The organism is Arthrobacter sp. C9C5, assembly GCF_013359735.1.
Lineage (GTDB): Bacteria > Actinomycetota > Actinomycetes > Actinomycetales > Micrococcaceae > Arthrobacter.
This window is the reverse complement of the sequence record NZ_JABFMX010000010.1, coordinates 14,375-31,816: the sequence shown is the minus strand read 5'-3', so window position 1 is coordinate 31,816 and position 17,442 is coordinate 14,375. Positions and strand designations below refer to the sequence as shown.

At 65.8% G+C, this 17,442-nt stretch carries 18 protein-coding genes; 6 read left to right on the top strand and 12 right to left on the bottom strand.

The window, feature by feature from the left end; all coding sequences use genetic code 11:
• Window positions 1-8: 8 nt before the first annotated feature.
• Complete coding sequence (locus HNO80_RS09485; protein WP_175322604.1) at window positions 9-440, bottom strand: LexA family protein; 432 nt, start codon at window positions 438-440, stop codon at window positions 9-11.
• 169 nt (window positions 441-609) lie between these two features.
• The gene (locus HNO80_RS09480) at window positions 610-909 is read right to left on the bottom strand and encodes a hypothetical protein (RefSeq protein WP_175322603.1); all 300 of its coding nucleotides are present in this window, start codon (window positions 907-909) and stop codon (window positions 610-612) included.
• Between the two features lie 276 nt (window positions 910-1,185).
• Between HNO80_RS09480 and HNO80_RS17945 the strand changes: the two genes are divergently transcribed.
• From HNO80_RS17945 to HNO80_RS09470, 3 genes are all read left to right on the top strand, one after another.
• Window positions 1,186-2,445 (top strand): sensor histidine kinase, encoded by a 1,260-nt coding sequence (locus tag HNO80_RS17945; protein ID WP_249777264.1) that lies wholly within the window; start codon window positions 1,186-1,188, stop codon window positions 2,443-2,445.
• Window positions 2,442-3,098, top strand: a complete 657-nt coding sequence (locus HNO80_RS09475) for a response regulator (protein ID WP_349627310.1) — start codon at window positions 2,442-2,444, stop codon at window positions 3,096-3,098. The genes HNO80_RS17945 and HNO80_RS09475 overlap by 4 nt, the downstream gene beginning before the upstream one ends.
• A gap of 87 nt (window positions 3,099-3,185) precedes the next feature.
• Complete coding sequence (locus tag HNO80_RS09470) at window positions 3,186-4,064, top strand: hypothetical protein (RefSeq protein ID WP_175322601.1); 879 nt, start codon at window positions 3,186-3,188, stop codon at window positions 4,062-4,064.
• Between the two features lie 52 nt (window positions 4,065-4,116).
• On the opposite strand, the gene HNO80_RS09465 is transcribed toward HNO80_RS09470, so the two are convergent.
• The 3 genes from HNO80_RS09465 to HNO80_RS09455 form a co-directional block, all read right to left on the bottom strand.
• Window positions 4,117-4,698, bottom strand: coding sequence for a dihydrofolate reductase family protein (locus tag HNO80_RS09465; RefSeq protein ID WP_175322600.1), 582 nt, complete (start codon window positions 4,696-4,698; stop codon window positions 4,117-4,119).
• 54 nt (window positions 4,699-4,752) lie between these two features.
• Complete coding sequence (locus tag HNO80_RS09460; RefSeq protein WP_175322599.1) at window positions 4,753-5,370, bottom strand: hypothetical protein; 618 nt, start codon at window positions 5,368-5,370, stop codon at window positions 4,753-4,755.
• A 160-nt stretch (window positions 5,371-5,530) separates the two neighbouring features.
• A complete protein-coding gene (locus tag HNO80_RS09455) occupies window positions 5,531-6,151 on the bottom strand; it encodes an L-threonylcarbamoyladenylate synthase (RefSeq protein ID WP_175322598.1) in 621 nt (206 codons plus the stop codon).
• Window positions 6,152-6,351: 200 nt separating this feature from the next.
• Between HNO80_RS09455 and HNO80_RS09450 the strand changes: the two genes are divergently transcribed.
• Genes HNO80_RS09450 through HNO80_RS09440 form a run of 3 tightly spaced genes read left to right on the top strand, consistent with a single transcriptional unit; the run spans window position 6,352 to window position 8,802 of the window.
• Window positions 6,352-7,221, top strand: a complete 870-nt coding sequence (locus tag HNO80_RS09450; protein ID WP_249777263.1) for an SDR family NAD(P)-dependent oxidoreductase — start codon at window positions 6,352-6,354, stop codon at window positions 7,219-7,221.
• Entirely contained in the window at window positions 7,218-7,763 is a 546-nt protein-coding gene (locus HNO80_RS09445; RefSeq protein WP_175322596.1) for an NAD(P)H-dependent oxidoreductase, read from the top strand. The genes HNO80_RS09450 and HNO80_RS09445 overlap by 4 nt, the downstream gene beginning before the upstream one ends.
• A gap of 46 nt (window positions 7,764-7,809) precedes the next feature.
• On the top strand, window positions 7,810-8,802 hold the full coding sequence (locus HNO80_RS09440; RefSeq protein WP_175322595.1) for a zinc-binding dehydrogenase: 993 nt from the start codon (window positions 7,810-7,812) through the stop codon (window positions 8,800-8,802).
• Window positions 8,803-9,003: 201 nt separating this feature from the next.
• Here the strand turns inward: HNO80_RS09440 and HNO80_RS09435 are convergent, their stop codons facing one another.
• Genes HNO80_RS09435 through HNO80_RS09405 form a run of 7 tightly spaced genes read right to left on the bottom strand, consistent with a single transcriptional unit; the run spans window position 9,004 to window position 17,430 of the window.
• Window positions 9,004-10,050, bottom strand: coding sequence for a PDDEXK nuclease domain-containing protein (locus HNO80_RS09435; protein ID WP_175322594.1), 1,047 nt, complete (start codon window positions 10,048-10,050; stop codon window positions 9,004-9,006).
• A 47-nt stretch (window positions 10,051-10,097) separates the two neighbouring features.
• Window positions 10,098-10,538, bottom strand: coding sequence for a DUF4913 domain-containing protein (locus HNO80_RS18070; RefSeq protein WP_349627309.1), 441 nt, complete (start codon window positions 10,536-10,538; stop codon window positions 10,098-10,100).
• A complete protein-coding gene (locus HNO80_RS09425; RefSeq protein WP_217500763.1) occupies window positions 10,531-12,303 on the bottom strand; it encodes a type IV secretory system conjugative DNA transfer family protein in 1,773 nt (590 codons plus the stop codon). Before HNO80_RS09425 ends, HNO80_RS18070 begins: the two co-directional genes overlap by 8 nt.
• On the bottom strand, window positions 12,300-13,886 hold the full coding sequence (locus HNO80_RS09420) for a putative type IV secretion/conjugal transfer ATPase (protein WP_175322593.1): 1,587 nt from the start codon (window positions 13,884-13,886) through the stop codon (window positions 12,300-12,302). The genes HNO80_RS09425 and HNO80_RS09420 overlap by 4 nt, the downstream gene beginning before the upstream one ends.
• Entirely contained in the window at window positions 13,886-15,394 is a 1,509-nt protein-coding gene (locus HNO80_RS09415) for an SCO6880 family protein (protein WP_175322592.1), read from the bottom strand. Before HNO80_RS09415 ends, HNO80_RS09420 begins: the two co-directional genes overlap by 1 nt.
• Complete coding sequence (locus HNO80_RS09410) at window positions 15,381-16,676, bottom strand: TrbL/VirB6 family protein (protein ID WP_175322591.1); 1,296 nt, start codon at window positions 16,674-16,676, stop codon at window positions 15,381-15,383. Before HNO80_RS09410 ends, HNO80_RS09415 begins: the two co-directional genes overlap by 14 nt.
• A 1-nt stretch (window position 16,677) precedes the next feature.
• Window positions 16,678-17,430, bottom strand: a complete 753-nt coding sequence (locus tag HNO80_RS09405; RefSeq protein WP_175322590.1) for a DUF8175 domain-containg protein — start codon at window positions 17,428-17,430, stop codon at window positions 16,678-16,680.
• Window positions 17,431-17,442: the final 12 nt, after the last annotated feature.

Here is a 17,442-nt window from a genome sequence, read left to right as displayed (position 1 = left end):
ACCTGGGTTTAGACATGGTGCAGGCACCGGGTGGCGACGCCCCAGATGACCAGGTCGGAGAGGGCGGGAACCCGGATGTCGGGGTAGCGCGGATTGTCCGCCTGCAGGATCACCCCGGACGGGGTGACGCGGAGGCGCTTGACGGTGAGTTCGCCGTCGAGGACGGCGACGACGACGCACCCGTCGCGCGGCTCGAGCGCCCGGTTGACGATCAGCTCGTCCCCGTCGCTGATGCCGGCGCCCTCCATCGAGTCCCCTGACACCCGCACGACGTAGGTGCTGGTGATGTCCTTGATCAGGTGCTCGTTGAGGTCGATCCTGCCATCAAAGTAGTCCTGCGCCGGCGACGGATAGCCGGCGGCGACCGGCACCGGCGAGATTAGAACCGACAGCAGGGAAGTGCCCGCGTCTATCACGCGGGGCCCGATGATTACGCCCACAACACACCCTTTTAGAATATATGTTCGAATTAAAGTGTAGCCCCGGGGGGCGACATTTGACCTTCTTTACCCAACTGCGGTCGAGGCAGGACCTGATCTCCGCACGGACGAACGATGTGTATTCGGGACTCGTAGGCCTTGCTGGCGGATGGTTCCTGCCGAAGTACCCCTAACGGGTGATGTTGAACGGCACAGCCGTGACGGCCGCATCGCCGACGGCCATGTTAGATGGGACCTCAAAGGTGTAAGTGAACCCCCCGCCGTCATTCATTGGGCTAGTTGCGTCGGTGAGCTTCATGCTGGCAACGTCGTTGACGGTCACTTGGGGGGAAGACATGGCGGTTCGCTGTTTCCTGAGGAAGAAGCGCATCCGGATGCAGCCCCCCGCTAGCAGGACGGCGCCGACCGCAACGATAACCGGGTAACGCATGCTGTGATTGCGAACTCGATACCTGGGAGTGAGCGCCATTTCCTCATTATTGGCGGGTTGACGTCGAGCGAATACACCCACCACGAAATTCGTCCCCATATCGTTGCCAGAGTCTCGCGGCCGCTCACACGGATTCGCACTTCGAGGAGTGGCGAGGACCTTTCACCTGCCGCCGTCGAGAGCTATTCGTTCAAAAGCTACTCCGCAAGCTCGGTCGGCGGATCAGTCATCCGGGAGGTGGAACTTGTTCATCATCGGGTTGGAACTCACTCGAAATGGGGCGCTGTGTTCTGAGAGCCCGTTTAGGGTGAAGGCATGTTCAAAACGATCCAGTCTCTGAGGCCCCTCGCGGCACCGGCCACTGCCGTGCTGCTTGCGGGGGCGCTCTTTATCCTGGAGGAGCGCCATTTCGACCAGAAGAGCGCCCTGCTGCTGGCGCTCGTGACGGGTGTCGCTGTGGCCGAGATTCTGCCGGCGGCCGCCCTGGGGCTGGTCTTCTTCGCCTTAGTCCTGCAGGGCGTCAAGTGCCTCCCGGTGGTCCTGCTGTCGGGTGTGCTGAGCTACGCCGTCGTACCGGTGGTCATCTTCTTCGTCGTCATCGGCTGGAAAGCCCGGAACGGGTGGGTCCTCCCCGTTGCTGCTGTCCTATTTGCCGGCATCATTACCGTCAACTGGTTCACTGACCCGACGTGGATCAACTTCATCTTCGGCAACCAGATCTACGGCAGAGGATTACTGCGATCCCTCACCTATGCTTTTCTGATTTTTGGAGCGTTCGCCGCCCTGAATCTCGCCGCCTGGGCCGTGGGTGTGGCAGTAAACAACGCCTCAAGGAGCCGCAAGGCGCAGCTCGCGGCTGAAACCCGACTCCGGGAAACCGCGACGGAACTCGCCGTCGAACAGGAACGCAACAGGATCGCCAGGGAGCTGCACGACGTTCTGGCCCATTCACTGACGGTCATCGTGGCGCAGGCTGACGGAATACGCTTCATTCACCGCGCAGAGCCGGACTCCGTCGAGGAAGCCTCAAGTGTCATCGCCGAATCAGCGAGGACCGCACTGGTCGAAACGCGCCGGCTGATCGAAGGCTTCTCCACAGAGCTAAGCAACCAACCGACTCACAAGGTTGATGACCTGGTGGCTCTTGCCGACCGTCTGAGCGCCAGCGGCATGCCGGTCACGATCGAAACGACGGGCGAGCCATGGCGCATGACCGCGGCCCAGGAGCTGACGGTCTACCGCCTGGCGCAGGAAAGCTTGACCAATGCGTTCAAACACGGAGACCGGAACCAGGGCGCGCACCTGCACTTGGTCTGGACCGCGGCATCCCTGGAACTCCGCAGCAGATCTTCACTGATCACAAACCCGTCGACGACGCCGACGCCGCCCCCATCCGGTCTTGGTCTAGCAGGAATGAAAGCCCGCGCCGCAGCCGTCGGCGGATGGGTGGAAGCAGTCCGGGGCGAAGCGACCTTCGAAGTACTGGCCTTCCTCCCGTCGGCCGGACCTGGCCAGCAGGCTGCGACCGCCGCCAAGCGGCCCCGCCTGCGCTCACTGGAGGGAGCACAACAGTGACAACCACACCGATCCGGATTGCCCTGGCTGATGACCAGCCGCTGTTCAGTGCCGGGCTCAAAATGATCCTCCGCAGCCAGGCGGACATGGACCTTGTCGGCGAAGCCGTCAACGGAGCGGACGCCATCGACCTCGTGCGGGAGACCGCACCCGATGTGCTCCTGATGGACATTCGGATGCCTGTCATGGACGGCATCACGGCCACACGGACGATCCTGGATAAGGCCAGTGGAACTGCCACCAAGGTCATCGTTTTGACCACGATCCAGCACGACGAGGCCGTCGTCCGGGCCATCCAGGCCGGCGCCGCCGGTTTCCTGACCAAAGACACCACACCGGACTTCCTGCTGGCCGCCATCCGAACGGTTCACTCAGGGCACTCAGTCATCGCCCCGGCCATCACCAACGAACTGCTGCGCGACTACACCACGCCCTCTGCCGGGAACGACGCTGCTCTTGCAGAACTGTCGGGAAGAGAACGTGACGTGTTTCTCCTGACCGCCAAAGGGCTCGGCAACGCCGAGATCGCGGCTTCACTGGTGCTGAGTGAGGCGACCGTGAAGTCCCACGTCGGCAGCATCCTGGCGAAACTGAGGCTGAAAAACCGCATCCAGCTCGTCGCCTTCGCCTACGAAAACAACGTCCTCAACTAACCCCCACAGCAGCACCGAACCATCCGCCGAGGCCTTCGCTCTTAGGAAAGGCCAGCCACCGCATTGCCCAAAACAGAAGGAGCCACCATGAAAAAGAAGACCTTCGGCGCCGCCGTGCTGATCGTAGGCACCGGCGCGGCCCTGGCCGCTGCCGCCATCCCGGCCGCGTCGGTCACCGCGTCCCCGGAGCCTGTCCCGGGGATCATCCGCCAGGCAGAGGCCTACGCCGCAGCCGATCCGATCGCCGAAAAGGGCATGCAGGAGGCCGTCCGGCTCTGCATGGCCAAGGCCGGCTTCGACTACACGCCGCCCAGCTCCAGGATGACGATGGACCTGAACGGAGCCATCGGATTCAAACGGCTCACGGTCGAGGCAGCCAAGGCCAGCGGCTACGCCAGCACCGGGCCGCAAGGACCCCGCGAGCCGGCTCCCGGGTCCGCGGACGGCAAACTCTTCGCCAATCCGGCGTTCACCAAGGCGCTCGCCGGCCCGGTGGACAACGCGCCAATGGCCACGGTGGGCGGCATGGGAACGTCCTCCGGCGGATGCCGAGGCGAAGCCATGACTCGGATCTACGGCAGCGCGGAAAATTACCTGCTTGCCACCGGTATCGCCTACAACTCAGTCCTCCCGGCCAGCCTGTCCGCCTCAGGTGACTCAGGAATTACCAAAGCAGTCGCAGGCTGGGCGGCCTGCATGAAAGACACCCCCTACGCCTCGTTTGTGAACCCGCAGCAGGCAGCAGACGCGGGGAAAGCTGCAGGCGGCCAGGAAGAATTCAGAATCGCCGTCACCGACGCGGTCTGCCGGGATAAGACCGGTTTCCACGCAGCCCTGGACAAGGTCCTGGACAAGTACCTGACGACCCGCATGCAGGAACTGGCCCCGCAGATTGCGAAGGTCAAAGAGATTCGCCGGACAGCCGACGTCAACGCGGCTGCTCTGGGTGGCGCTGCGTCAAAATAGCGCGGCACGGCGAAACGGCCGGCGGCGTCCTGACTCCAACCCTGGGGATCGGTCACCGGCGCGCCCGATAGCGCAGGTGAAGCACCCGGTTGCCCTGAATCACCACGTCAGGATCCTCCAACAGGTGTTGCGCGTGGACCGACCCGAAGTAGCGCTTGCCGGACCCGAACACGACGGGGATGACGTCCATGCGCACCTCGTCGACCAGGCCTGCGGCAAGCACCTGGCCGCCGACGTCGCCGGCAGCGACCTCGACCAGGCGGTCGCCCGCAAGCTCCTGCGCCTTGGCTACGGCGGCCTGGATGCCGTCGACGAAGTGAAACGGCGCCGCCGGGTCCCAGCCCTCCGGCGCCGGCCGGTGCGTCACGACGACCACGTGGCCGACCCCGCCCGGAGGCACCCCGTCCCAGCCGTCCGTCATATCGAAGACATGGCGGCCGACGACGGTCGCCCCGATCTGGTCCCAGTACGGCCGGGTGTAGTCGTAGGACGTCTGGGAGACCTTCAATTCGCCGCTCTCGTCCAACGGAACGTCACCGCTGGACAACCAGTCGAACAGGGGTCCGGGCTGGTTATTCTCGTCCGCGATGAAGCCGTCCACCGACACCGAGCTGTACATGACCACCTTGCCCATGGGGCTCTCCTCTGCGCGGGGGTGCCCCCTGAGTAGCGAACCTTGACGGACCGATCAGGCTGCCTCATAGGGGGTACTGAAGAGGGTAACGCCCCACTCCGGGTTGTGCAGCACAATTCCACTTTCCCGGCGCGCAAATTGCAGCGGAGCCTGAAGATATCGCTTCATCAGGACTTGTTCCCGGTCCCACGGGAAGTTGCACGTGCCCACGAAGCTTTCAAGCGTCCGGGGATCCGGTGTGATTGTTTCGCCGGCAAGGTCGACACTGACCGCGTACGACGCGCAACGGATCCGCACTGTCATCAGTGCGTGGCCTCCCACGCTGCTGAACCGCACGGCGTAGTCGCCGGAACCCAGTCCCGGACCACGGGGCATAGACGCAGGCATCATCGAGCCCGAAGTGAAGTATTGGCACTCCAGCGTTCCCTTGGCCGCGGCGGCCGCGGCGTCCCCGGCATGCTGTGGCAGGCATTCATCTGCACCGTGCCCGGCGGGGGCTGGCGGAACGGGCGGAGCCGGCGCCAGGGTCATGCCTGGCGAGAGTCCGGCCGCACTCGACGGTGCGGCCGAGGCCGCCGGCGGTTTGGTGACTGATTGATTGCCGGCCGACGCGCCCAGCGGGGTAACCGAGCCGCAGCCGGCAGTTACCGCACCAATGACGAGGCACGCCACAGACAGCAGTGTCGGCGTCGTGCGTTTTCGATGTCGAGCAGGTCCCCCGGGCGCAGCCATGATCCGAACACTAGGGGTCCGGGGTTGTCGCCGCAAGTACCGCCCCGGCCGGGCGGACGAGGCGTATTTGTACAACCAGCGTGCGCGCTGGTGCTATGCCCTATTCGAACCTCGACGGGTCGCCCATGCCGTGGCGAGTGACCTCGGCGACGCCGCTGGAGAAATCGATGACCGTCGTCGGCTCGGCACCGCAGTCGCCGGAATCAATCACTGCGTCCACCACATGGTCCAGCCGTTCCTTGATTTCCCAGCCCTGGGTCAGCGGCTCTTCTTCGTCCGGGAGCAGCAGGGTACTGGAAAGGAGCGGCTCGCCGAGTTCGGCCAGCAACGCCTGGACCACCTTGTTGTCCGGGATGCGCACGCCGACGGTCTTTTTCTTCGGGTGCAGCAGCCGCTTCGGCACCTCCTTGGTAGCGGGAAGGATGAAGGTGTAGCTGCCCGGCGTCACGGCCTTGATGCTGCGGAACACGTCGTTGTCGATCTGGACAAACTGGCCGAGTTGGGCGAAGTCCTTGCAGACCAGAGTGAAGTGGTGCTTGTCGTCCAGGTGCCGGATGGCGCGGATTCGGTCCAGCGCCTCCCGGTTGCCCAGTTGCGCGCCAAGGGCGTAGCACGAGTCGGTCGGGTAGGCGATCAGGCCGCCGGCTTTGATCATCTCCACCACCTGCGTGATGGATCGCGGCTGCGGGTTGTCGGGGTGCACATCGAAATATCTCGCCATGGCACGAGCTTACGCCCGGCGCCGGCCAGCGGCGCGTTGGCAGCTCCGGCCGTCGGCAGCCGCCGCTTGTGCACAGACAATTCTGTCTGGTAGCTTCGTTTCCGGCATAGACAATCCTGTCTAGATCCGCCGACGCTAGGCCCGCTGACGGAAGCGTGGTCCGGCGAACGAGCACCGAGAGCGAGCCCCGAATGCAATCCATGGCAGGAAAGACGGTCCTGATCACCGGCGGCACCGGCGGAATCGGGAAGGCCACAGCGCTGGGACTGGCGGCCCGGGGCGCCCGGGTGGCCATCACGGGACGCGACGCTGACCGGGCGGCGCGGGCAGCGGAGGACATCCGCGCGGTGGCTTCGGCCCCTGTCGAGGTGCTCACCGCAGACCTGTCCTCCCAGCAGGAGGTCCGCCGCCTGGCCGGCGACGTGCTGCAGACCCTGGACCGCCTCGACGTCCTGGTCAACAATGTGGGCGGATTCTGGAACAGCCGCCGCACCACCGTTGACGGACTCGAACACACCTTCGCGCTTAACCACCTCGCGCCGTTCCTGCTCACCAACCTGCTCCTGGAGCGGTTGAAGGAGGGCGGGCCGGCCCGGGTCGTGACAGTCTCCTCCGGGGCCCAGGCCATGGGCCGCATGGACTTCGCGGACCTGCAGGGCGAACACTCCTACTCGGGCCAGCGGGCGTACAACCAATCAAAACTGGCGAATGTCCTGTTCAGCTACGGCCTTGCCGCCCGGCTCGCCGGCACCAGGGTCACGGCGAACGCGCTGCACCCCGGTGTGGTGGCGACAGCGTTCGGCGCGGAAGATCCGGGCCGGATGCAGGCGTTCCTGACCCCGCTGATCCAGCGCTGGATGAAGACGCCGGAGCAAGGCGCCCGGACCTCCATCCATCTCGCCTCTGCGCCCGAACTTGAAAATGTCACCGGCCAATACTTTGCCAACAGTACAGCCAAGAAATCATCAAAACGCAGTTACAACCAGGCCGACGCCGAGCTCCTCTGGCAGCTCAGCAGCGCCCTGGTAGGCCTCGAATCCGATTCCGAAAGAAGCACAAACCTTCCATGACCGCACACCGCACCCTCGTCGTCGTTGCCCACCCTGACCTGGCGGCGTCCCGGATCACCGCGCAGCTTACCGCCGCCATCAGGGACCTCGACGGCGTGACCGTCCGGGAACTCGCAACCGCTTACCTGGACCGGCGGGTCGACGCCGGCTGGGAGCAGGAACTCCTGCGCGAGCATGACACCATCGTCCTGCAGTTCCCGTGGCACTGGTACTCCGTTCCCGGCGTTCTGAAGGAGTGGATGGACCAGGTGCTCACGTACGGTTTCGCCTACGGCGCCGGCGGGGACGCCCTGCACGGCAAGCGGCTGCAACTGGTCATCTCGACCGGCGGCCCCGAATCCTCGTATACGCCGACGGGGCACAACCGCTTCACCATGGCCGAGCTGCTGCGTCCCCTGGAGGCCACCGCGCACCTTTGCGGCCTGGACATGGCAGAACCGCTTGTCCTGCACGCGGCGCCCCGGGTGACGCCGGAGGAACTGGCGGCGCACGCCGCGCGCTACCGGGAGCTGCTTTTGGCCGTCCCTGCAGCCGCACGTTGATCGGTGTGGAGATCCCGCCGGAAGCCGCCCGCCTAGGATTGGTGGAATGATGCGAGCACTCCTGCTGGACCGGCCCGGCCCGCCGTCGTCCCTGCGCGTGGGCGAGGCAGCCCGACCGGTTCCCGCCATCGGCGAGGTACTGGTGCGGGTCGACGCGGTGGGCCTTAACCCGGTTGACTATCAAGTGGCCTCCGGCGGCCACGCGGACTGGGTGTACCCCCACATCCCTGGCCTGGACATCGCAGGAGTGGTGCACGACGCCGGACCGGAGCCGGGCCCGCGCTTGCCCGTGGGCACCCGGGTCGCCTGGCATCAGGACCTGCGGCGACCGGGCGGCCTGGCCGACTTTGTCACTGTTCCGGCCGCCGTTCTGGCAGTGGTGCCGGCGGAAGTCGGCATGACCGTCGCCGCCAGCCTGCCGTGCGCCGGCATGACGGCGTATCAGGCCGTCGTGCGCAGGCTTCGGGCCGAGCGGGGCCAGTACGCGCTGGTGCACGGCGCCGCCGGCGGTGTCGGCGGCTTTGCGGTACAGCTCCTGGCCGCCGCCGGGGCCACCGTCATCGCCACCGCATCCCCGCCCAATCACGCTTACGTGCGCAGCCTCGGAGCCGACGTGGTACTGGACTACCGCCGTGCGGATCTACCGGCTGCCTTGCGTGCCGCCACCGGACAGCGGGGGTTCGACGCCGTGGTGGACACGGTCTCGCCCGAGTCGGCAGCGGAGGGCCTGCTCCTGCTCCGCCACGCCGGCGGTCTGGCTTCGGTTGCCGGGCGGCCGTCGCTGGATTCCGTGCCACCGTTTGGCATTGCCCCCAGCCTGCACGAGATCGCTTTGGGGGCGGCCTACACGCACGGGGACGCGCGCAGCCGTGCCGACCTGGCGCTCATGCTGACGGAGCTGCTGCGGCTCGTAGCCGAGGGTACGCTGAGCCCGCTGCCGATCGAAAACGTCCGGCTGGAGGACGCTCCTGAGGCCCTTGAGCGCCTGGCCCGGCGCCACGTTCGAGGGAAGATCGTGGTGCAGCTGGAGGGTTCATAGCCGGAGATGGTCCTTTCCTCCACGCATCTCCACTCCTACCGGGTTGACAAGTCGGTCCTAGGCTGTCGAGCTCTTTCAGCGCCGGTGGACCGGCTAATCACCCTTCACTCGACGCATTCGATTTGTTCCGGGACGAGTCACTGAAAAGGTGCCGGTTCGATCGGCACCGGCCCGTGGGCCGAACGGCGACCAGGCACATGGTCAGATCCCTTCTTCAGTCTCTGTCCACTCGAGAGCCGCAGCCAGGTGCTCCGCGTCGGGAAGTCCCTGCCGCACGTTATCGGGCAGTGCGTCGTAGGTATAGGAGGCTACGGCCAACGGTGACGTCGTGCGGCCCAGGCTGTACCGGACACTGCGGTCGTTCTTGCTGCCGCAGATGAGGATTCCTATCGTTTCGTTGTGGTGGCGGCGTCGGAGCATGTCGTCAACGAGCGCGACGTAGAAGTTGAGCTTGCCGGCGTATTCGGGCTGGAACTTGCCGGTCTTGAGTTCAATGACGACGTAGCGGGATTGTTCAATGTGAAAGAAGAGCAGATCGACGTAGAAGTCGTCGCCGTCCACCTCGAAGTGGACCTGCCGCCCTACGAAGGAGAAGCCTGGGCCGAGTTCGCGGAGGGTTTCGGTGATCCTGCTGGTCAGGGCGTTCTCGAGGTCGCGTTCAGCGACTTCTCCCGAGAGGCCGAGGAACTCGAAGTTGTAGGGATCCTTTGCGATCTGCTGGGCAAGTTCTGAATCAGGCGCGACAAGCTGATGCTTAAAGTTCGACGGCGCGGCCCCGGTGCGTTCCAGGGTCTTGTTCATGATCATGTTCATGAGCACATTGCGGGACCAGCCGTGCTCAGCTGCGGCCGCGGCGTACCACTCCCGGACCTCCGGCTCCAGCCGCTTGTCCAGCATCGTGCGGATGTGGCCCCAGGGCAAATGTCCCACAGGCTGTGGGACATTTGCATCGAACCCAGGCCACGCTTCCGCGAAGCTGCGCATGTACTGCAGATTGGACCTCGAGAGACCTGTCATGTCAGGGAACTCCGCGCGAAGATCCTGCGCCAGCCTGCTGATGACTCCACTCCCCCAGCCGTCGATGGCCTGTCGTTCCAGAATCGTATTTCCGATGGACCAGTACAGCTCGATCAGCTGGGTGTTGACCGTCCGAAGCGCTTCAGTGCGCGCGGACCTGACCCGGTTCTTGAGCTCGCCGAGAAGGTCGGTGTAGCCGGTCGGGAGGGCGAGGTCACGCGGTTCGGTCATAGGTTCCATCCTATGGAGCATGTGGCTTATTACCTGGACTTACCGGCTCAGTCGAAGATGCCGGCCTCGGGTTCCGTGTGAGGGAGCGCTGCGAGGCCGGGGCCGCGTGAGGTTTTGTGGCCGTCGTAGGCGCATTTCTTGAAGGGACCTTCTTTGTCCATGAGGACGCGCATGTGCGGGTCGGCGTGGTTCAGCCACCAGGTGCTGACGCCGAGGGCGGGTTCCAGGCGGAGGTGTTCCCAGGCCCGCCAGAGGGCTTCCATCCGGATGAGGGCTTCGGGGTGTTTGTACCACTCGGGGCACCAGGCGAACGTGGCGCCTTCATTGACTTCCCGGACGTAGGACTGGGCCATCAGGTCGGCGAAGAACTCGACCGCGTTGGAGTACACCAGCTCCGGTTCGGGTTCCGGCTCCCCCGGGTGATATCGCCCATGGGTCGGCCCCGGGTCTTCGTCGTCGTCGAAGGCATTCCCGAACTCCTCACTCACCCGGCTCACCGTCCGCCCACGGATTGTGAGCCGGAACGGCAACCGGCTTACGATCGCGCGTCTTTTGTGCGCTCAGGGATTCTTTGACTCTTTGCGCGTGAGGGCCGTTCATCCAGGGGATCGTTTCGATCAAGGTAGCCGGGGCGCCGGAGGCCAGCAGGATGGCCCGGAACCGGGGCAGTGCCGTCAGGTCGGCCACGGACAGGATCTCGTCCTTGTTCTCCTGCCGGGAGGAGGACGCGCCGTGTTTGCTGTGGCTGCGGGAGATGTTGATGTAGCTGTATTGGCCGATCAGGCGGGACAGCTCATCGAGGTAGCCGACTTCGGAAACGCCGCCGCCGTAGATCTTCACGTTCGACGCGGACCAGAGTTTTCGCATTCCTTCTAGGGACCAGACTTCCACGCCCTGGGACCAGGACTGCAGGATGGTCATGAGGATGATGCCGCGGGAGCCGTAGTGGCTGTACTGGTCCGGGAGGGCCTTCCATCGGCAGACGTTCGCTGCCTCGTCGAGGATCCCCAGCAGCGGGGTGGCGAGCCGGCCGCCGGGCTGGGAGGTGGCGTACTTCTCGGCCGCTTCCACCACAGCGACCGTCAGGGCGGTGACGAGGGGCCCGGCTGTGCCAACACCTTCGCGGGAGAGGCTGTAAAGCGTGCCTTTACCGCGCACGAACTCCTCGGGGACGAACTGCGGCCGCTGGTCCGTGTCCACCGTCGTTCCCCGGGCCGGGGTGACCCACTGGCTGACCTCGCGGTCGGTCAGGCAGGAAACCATCTGCCGGGCGGTGCCGTAGACGCCGGCCCGCTGCTTTTCCGGTTCGCGGATGTGGCCCAGCACCATGTCCGAAAGCAGGTCATAGCCGGCCGCCCTGAGCAGCTCAGCAGGGGCCTCGTCGTGCGGGCGGGTAAGCCAGGTGTAGACCTGCGTGACCGGGGCGGAGGCGAGTGAGGCGGCGAGCAGGAAGGCTTTGAGCAGGTTCTGCCCGGCAGGGTCGAAGTAGGCGTCCGGTTTGGTCCCGGGTTCACGGGAGCCGTTGGCGAAGTGCTGGGCCATGTTCCCGGCGGTGGCTTCGTTCTTCACGTAGGACAGCGGGTTCCACCACCAGGTGGGTTCCTCTTCGGCGACTGCCTGCGGGTCAAAGACCCACACGGCGCCGGCCTCCGACCGGATCGGGCGTGTCACGTCCACGATGTCGCGCTTGTTCGAGGTCGCGATCACCGCGCCGGGTGCGTCCAGGATGGCCGGAACGGCGTAGGAGGTGGTCTTCATCGTGCGGGGCCCGGCGATGAGAATCAGCATGTCCTCCCACGACGCCCACAGCGGGCGTTTCCCGGCGACGCTGCGGCCCAGGCTCACCCCCGTAGAGTTCTCGACTCCAAGACGCACAGCGGTGGCCGTGGCACCCTTGGTGCCCAGGTGATCGAGGTCTTTGCCGCGGCCCATGTAGACCGCGGCCCTGTCCACCCGGGTGCGCTTGGCGGCCCCTTTCCGCCAGGCCACCAACACAACAATTGCCAGGGCCAGGATCAGCCCGGCGATCACGGCCACAACGATGGTCGACTGGACGGGCCAGATGACCCGGCCCTTCACGAGGCCGGCGATCAGGTCGATCGGGTGTCTTGGCGGTGTTGGCAGGCCGGCCATCCAGGAGCCGATGTGAACGGCGGCGTACGCGCCGCCGCCGAAGACGACGATGAAGCCGATAGCCAGCCAGACCAGGATGGCGTCACCCAGGCCCATGCCTTTACGGTTCGGTGCGCTCATGAGGCGTCTCCTGTTGCTGGCAGCTCCGCGGCCGCCGGGTCAAGCAACGGGGCTGCTGGCTCGTGCCAGCGGGTGTTGGTGTCGTTCAGGCCCTCGGCCCGTTCGATGGAGGTCAAACCGATCTGGACCGGGATCCCCGGGCGGCCGCCGACCTTGATCAGAAACTTTCCACGGCCCGGGGGTTCGACGTCGGCACCGCGTGAGTCCCACGCGGGCGGGTCCTGCCAGGAGATGAGCTTTTGCTGTTCCTGCTGTGAGAGCGGGATCGCCTGCGTTAGTAGCGGCATTTCGGAGGCCGGGAGGCCCCCGCAAATGACCATGCCGGAGCGTTCGACGAACCCGCGGGCTTTCATCCGGTCCTCCTCTGCCGGCAGCGCGAGCAGGTCGGACATGGTGTGGGAGATCATGATCTGCCCAACGCCCACGGAGCGGTTCAGCCGGGTCAGGGCGTCCACCCGGTCGACCATGCCCTTGCCCGACCGGAGCGCCCGCCACAGTTCGTCCAGGACGACGAAGTAGTTCCGCCGCGGCTCCAGGCCGGCATCGGCGAGGGCGTTGGCGACGTTGACCGTGCCAAAGCCGTAGGACCAGCACGCCAGCAGCACGGCCGCCTGAAGGTCTGTTTCGGTCTCATCAATGGTAGAGACGTCGAAAACGACGGCGCGGTCCCGGCTCATGGGGTTGGTGGTCTGGCGGGAGAAGATTTCGCCGAGCTTCCCGCCTCCGGTCAGCCCCAGCAGCGTTGCCTCCAACGCGCGGGTTTCCTTCAGATAGACGTTGATGTCGCCGCGGTCCAGCGCGACCTGGCGCAGTTCGTCGGGGGCGGAGACGATGACGTCGAACAGGTCTTTGAGGACAGGGACGCCGTCGAACCGGTCATCGAGGACGCGGAGGGCGCGGTCGAGGATGGTTTGTTCCTGGTCGGTGGGCGGGTTGTTCCGGCTGATCGTGATCAGGGAGACGACCATGTTCAGCCGGCGGCCGTGGGCGTCTGCCCGGACGCGGGTGGCGGCGTCGTGGTGGCCGGCCTCTTCGAGGCGCTGGGCGACTTCGACAGCCTGGCCAGGGTCGAGGATGTTCAGGTATCCGACGCCGCGGCCGAGCTTGATGACCTGTCCTCCGAGGGCCTGCACCGCTTTGACGTGCTCACCTTTCAGGTCGCCCAGGACGAGGGCGTTGACGCCTTGGGCGGAGAGGCCCAGGAACATGCGGCGGACCAGTGTGGACTTGCCGAGGCCCGGCTTGCCGAGGATGAATGCGGAGGGGTTGGAAATTAGGCGTGCCCGCTGGAACCAGCTGATCGGGTCGCAGCAGACGGTGGCTTGGGTTTCCTCGTGCCGGCCCAGCGGCACACCGATCATGGGCGAGGACGCGCCCGAGGAGAACGGCCACAGGCCGCAGACCTGAACAGTGGTGCCGCGGTATTCGGTGACGGAGGGGACGAGCGCGGCCATGCCGCCGCCGCGTCCGGTCCAACCGCGCGCGCCCGGGCCCGCGTCCCGGGCGGGGCGCTTCTCCGGACGTGCCGCAGGTTCCTTTACTGTCTTTGACTTCTTTGCAGTCAAACGGCGCATGCGGGCCATTAGAGGGCGTCCTTAATCTCGGAGGGCACCATGCTGTGCTTGGGCAGGACCAGTCCCAGGGGCAGGGACGCGGCGAAGGCGGTGTCCTGGGATCCGTAGGCCCGGCGCAGCAGCACCCGGGCGGTGCCGGAGGTCTGCTCGATGGCGGCGACGGCGTCAGCGAGGCGTTCCTTATCGGTGACGGTGGCGGTGACGACCATGCCGAAGTTCACCAGACCGGCGCCCTGGGCTTCTTCCTGGGCGGTCTGCACGGCGGACCGGGCATCGACCAGGGCGCGGGCCGAGGGGCGGGTCCCGGAGGTGATGCGGACGTTGGCGTTGTTCTGGTCCCGTTCGACCACGGCCGCGGCGCGGGCCGAGTCCATCGGACGGTACAGCAGGGAGATGCGCTTGCGGTCGATGTCCCCGTGCGGGGCCAGGAGACGGGAGAGCACCGAGGAGTTCACGGAGCCGCGGGGTGCGACGGTCATCGTCCAGGAGGCTGAGAATGCGCTGTCGTGGCGGTAGTCGTCCCAGCTGGCCTGGGTCGCAGTGGGGCCGACTTCGCCCCAGCTCAGGGAGACCGGGGAACCGGCGGCGTGGGCTTCATCAATGATCAGGGCCGCCGGCGGGTCATAAGCGATCCGGACGACCTCGCAGAGTTCCTGGGCGGACATGGGCCGGGCGATGCCGGCGCCGGTGGACTGCAGCCGGGCCGAGAGGCCCGGAATGCGGGAGGCCACGTCGCGGGCGACGTCCTCGGGGGTGCGCTTCTTTGAACCCGACCGGAGGGAGGCGTTGAACGTCAGGGAAACCCAGGCCCGCACGGTGGCGGAGCCTTTGGGGTAGGTGTCCACGACTTCGCGCAGGATCGCCTGGGCGAAGGCCGGGGCGTTGGGGTCGATGTTCATCTCGACTTCGTTGCGGAGACGGTAGCCGGAGTCGGGTGCGGTTTCGACCGTGACGGCTGCGGCGTCCAGGCCGGCTTCGTCGGCGAGGCCGGCGAGCCAGCCGCCCCAGTTGGCCACCCACGCATCGACCTGTTCCGGGTCGACCAGGGACGCTCCATCGGGTTCGGTGGAGAAGATCACCGTGAAGTGGTTCGTGGCCGGGACGTGGAGGAGGGCGAACGGACGCTTGTAGGAGTCGGAGAATTCGTACAGCGTGGACTTCGCCGCAAGTCCGGGCAGCTGGTACATGCCCCACTGGGTGACGCCCAGCGGCCCGGAGCGGTAGAGGTTCGTGCCCGAGGACTTGGAAATCCGGAAGCTCATCCGGGTCGCGAACCGGTCGACAACGGACTGGCCGTGCTTGTCCTTGACGGTCAGCAACAGAGCGCTGATACCGGCGACGGCCAGCACCGCCAGGCCCGGGAGAAGGCCCCAGATAGCGAAGCTCGTGATGCCCAGCAGCAGACCGGCCATGACGATGCCGGTGCCGATGGCACCGAGGTTCCCTAGCCCGGCCGAACGCGGCACGCGCCAGTTGCCGTATGACGGTTCTTTGTATTCGGTGCTAATTGCTGCCACTGGGGCCCTCCCCGGTTGAGTCCTGTGCGGTCTGTTGTGCGGCCTGGGAAACCCGGGACGCTATTTGTGTTCCTGCTGCCACGGCCATACCAGCCGGGCCAGCCGCTGCTGTTGCACCCGAAGCGGCACCTGCAGCGCCAGCGGTGCCGGCCCCTGCCGTACCGGCGGCGCCCGCAGCTCCTGCGGCTCCCGCTGCGGCAGCTCCCGGCGCGCCGGCCGTTCCTGCCGGCCCGGCAGTCGGCCTTCCGCCGCTGCCCTTGGGGCCGGTGGTCCCGTCGCTTCCCTTCGGAGCCGCGCCGGCCTGGGTCCCCTTGGAACTAGCCGGCGTTGGGGAGGCATTGCCTCGCCCGCTGCCGCCGCGGCCCAAGGAAACGGCGCCGGTGGCAACCGCACCGACGGCGGCGCCGGCACCCGCCCCGCCACCGGATGCGACCGCACCCACCATCGGGGTCACGAAGCGCATCAGCGCCGGCATGGCGAACAGTGCCACAACCATGAGCGTTAACCCCGTGATCGAGCAGATCAGAGCGTTCTTCCCGCTACTGCCCATGAGCAGGAACGCGACGGAGTAGACGATGGCCGCAGCCGGCTTGTAGAGGATGAACGCGATCGTCCAGCCCACAGCCTTTTGGAACCACTGCTTGCCCATTTCCGTGTTCGTGAACGCGGCCGTTGTAGGCAGGATGCCGGCAAGGATCACCAGCATCCCGCTCCGCACGACCATGAGAACAACTTGGACCAGCGAGGCCAGCAATCCGATGAGGCCCAGGATGATGAGAATGAAGACTCCAACACCGGTCTGGTTGGTCATGACCAGAAGCTTCATCGCATCCGCGAAGCCTTTACCGTCGGTCGAGCGGTTGATGATCGCGGCCGAAAACGCATCCGCAGCGACCACCAGAATGGAAATGACTCCCAGGCCCAGCCCGGACACCAGCGTCAGCGTGACCAGTGACCGCAGGAGTTCTTTTAGCGGCGCGCCGCGCTGCTCCCAGATCATGCGGATACCGCCAACAATGACGGCAAGCACGGCCAGTGCGACCGTCCAGACCATGAGCTCGCCGTTGATCATGGAAACGACCGGGCTTGCCGAGCTGCCGTCCTGGCTCGTCAGGTTCACCGTCGGCATCGAAACCCAGAAGGTCGACAGAGTCGTCACCATCTGACTCATGCCCTCCATGATCGCCTTCGCCATGTTCCCCATTGCGTCGTCTGCCAGGCCGGCAGCCCAGTTGCCGACTGCACATCCAGCGTCAATCAGTCCGCAGGCCTTCTCCGCCATGTCAGGCCCCCGACCACGCGATGAAGCCGCTCAAGTCTCGCAGCTGAGAGATTTCGTTGATCAGCTGTCCCGCGTCCGCGATTGAGAGTTTCCAGTCCCCGTCGGCCCACTGCAAAGGAAGGACCGCATGCGCAAGCACCCCTTTATCGCTCTGAAATGCAACGTCGACGCTAGCGGAGGCCGGGGTGTAACTCTTGATCACAAAGCCCCGAAATTGAACGGTTGAGTTGGACGTGGAAGGGGAAGCTTTCGCCGCGTCTTCCATCGCAATATCTCTGCCCGGGCCGGGCATCAGTAGGTGCTCGGTTGCCTTCCGGTTGAGCACCGGATTCCCCGAAGAGCCCAGCCCCAAGATGTTGGTAGCTGCGTAGAGCGCTCCGGTGGGTGAGTGTGCGAAGCAGGAGCGGAATCCGTCCGGGTCGGTCGTCCCGGGGCCGAACGTCTTGGGGTCGGTGGGGACAGCCATCTTTCCTACGAGTTCCCACTTAGACGTCGGTGCCGTTCCCAGCGCTGTGTCATTGCTGGAAGGCAGCCCGCAAACACTCTTGCCCGCCGCGTCCGCCGGAGCTGACGGCGTTGCTGAGGCACTGCCCTCGGGTGAAGCAGGGGCGGGCTGGGCGGTGGTGTCGCCCTTGGGGAGCAGGAAGATGACGACGGTGGCCGCGAGGAGCGCCACGACCAGCGCGGCAGCGATGATGAACCCGGGTTTGGTGAAGGGGCTGCTCTCAGGGGTGCTTTCGGTGGACTGGCTCATGGTGAACCTCCC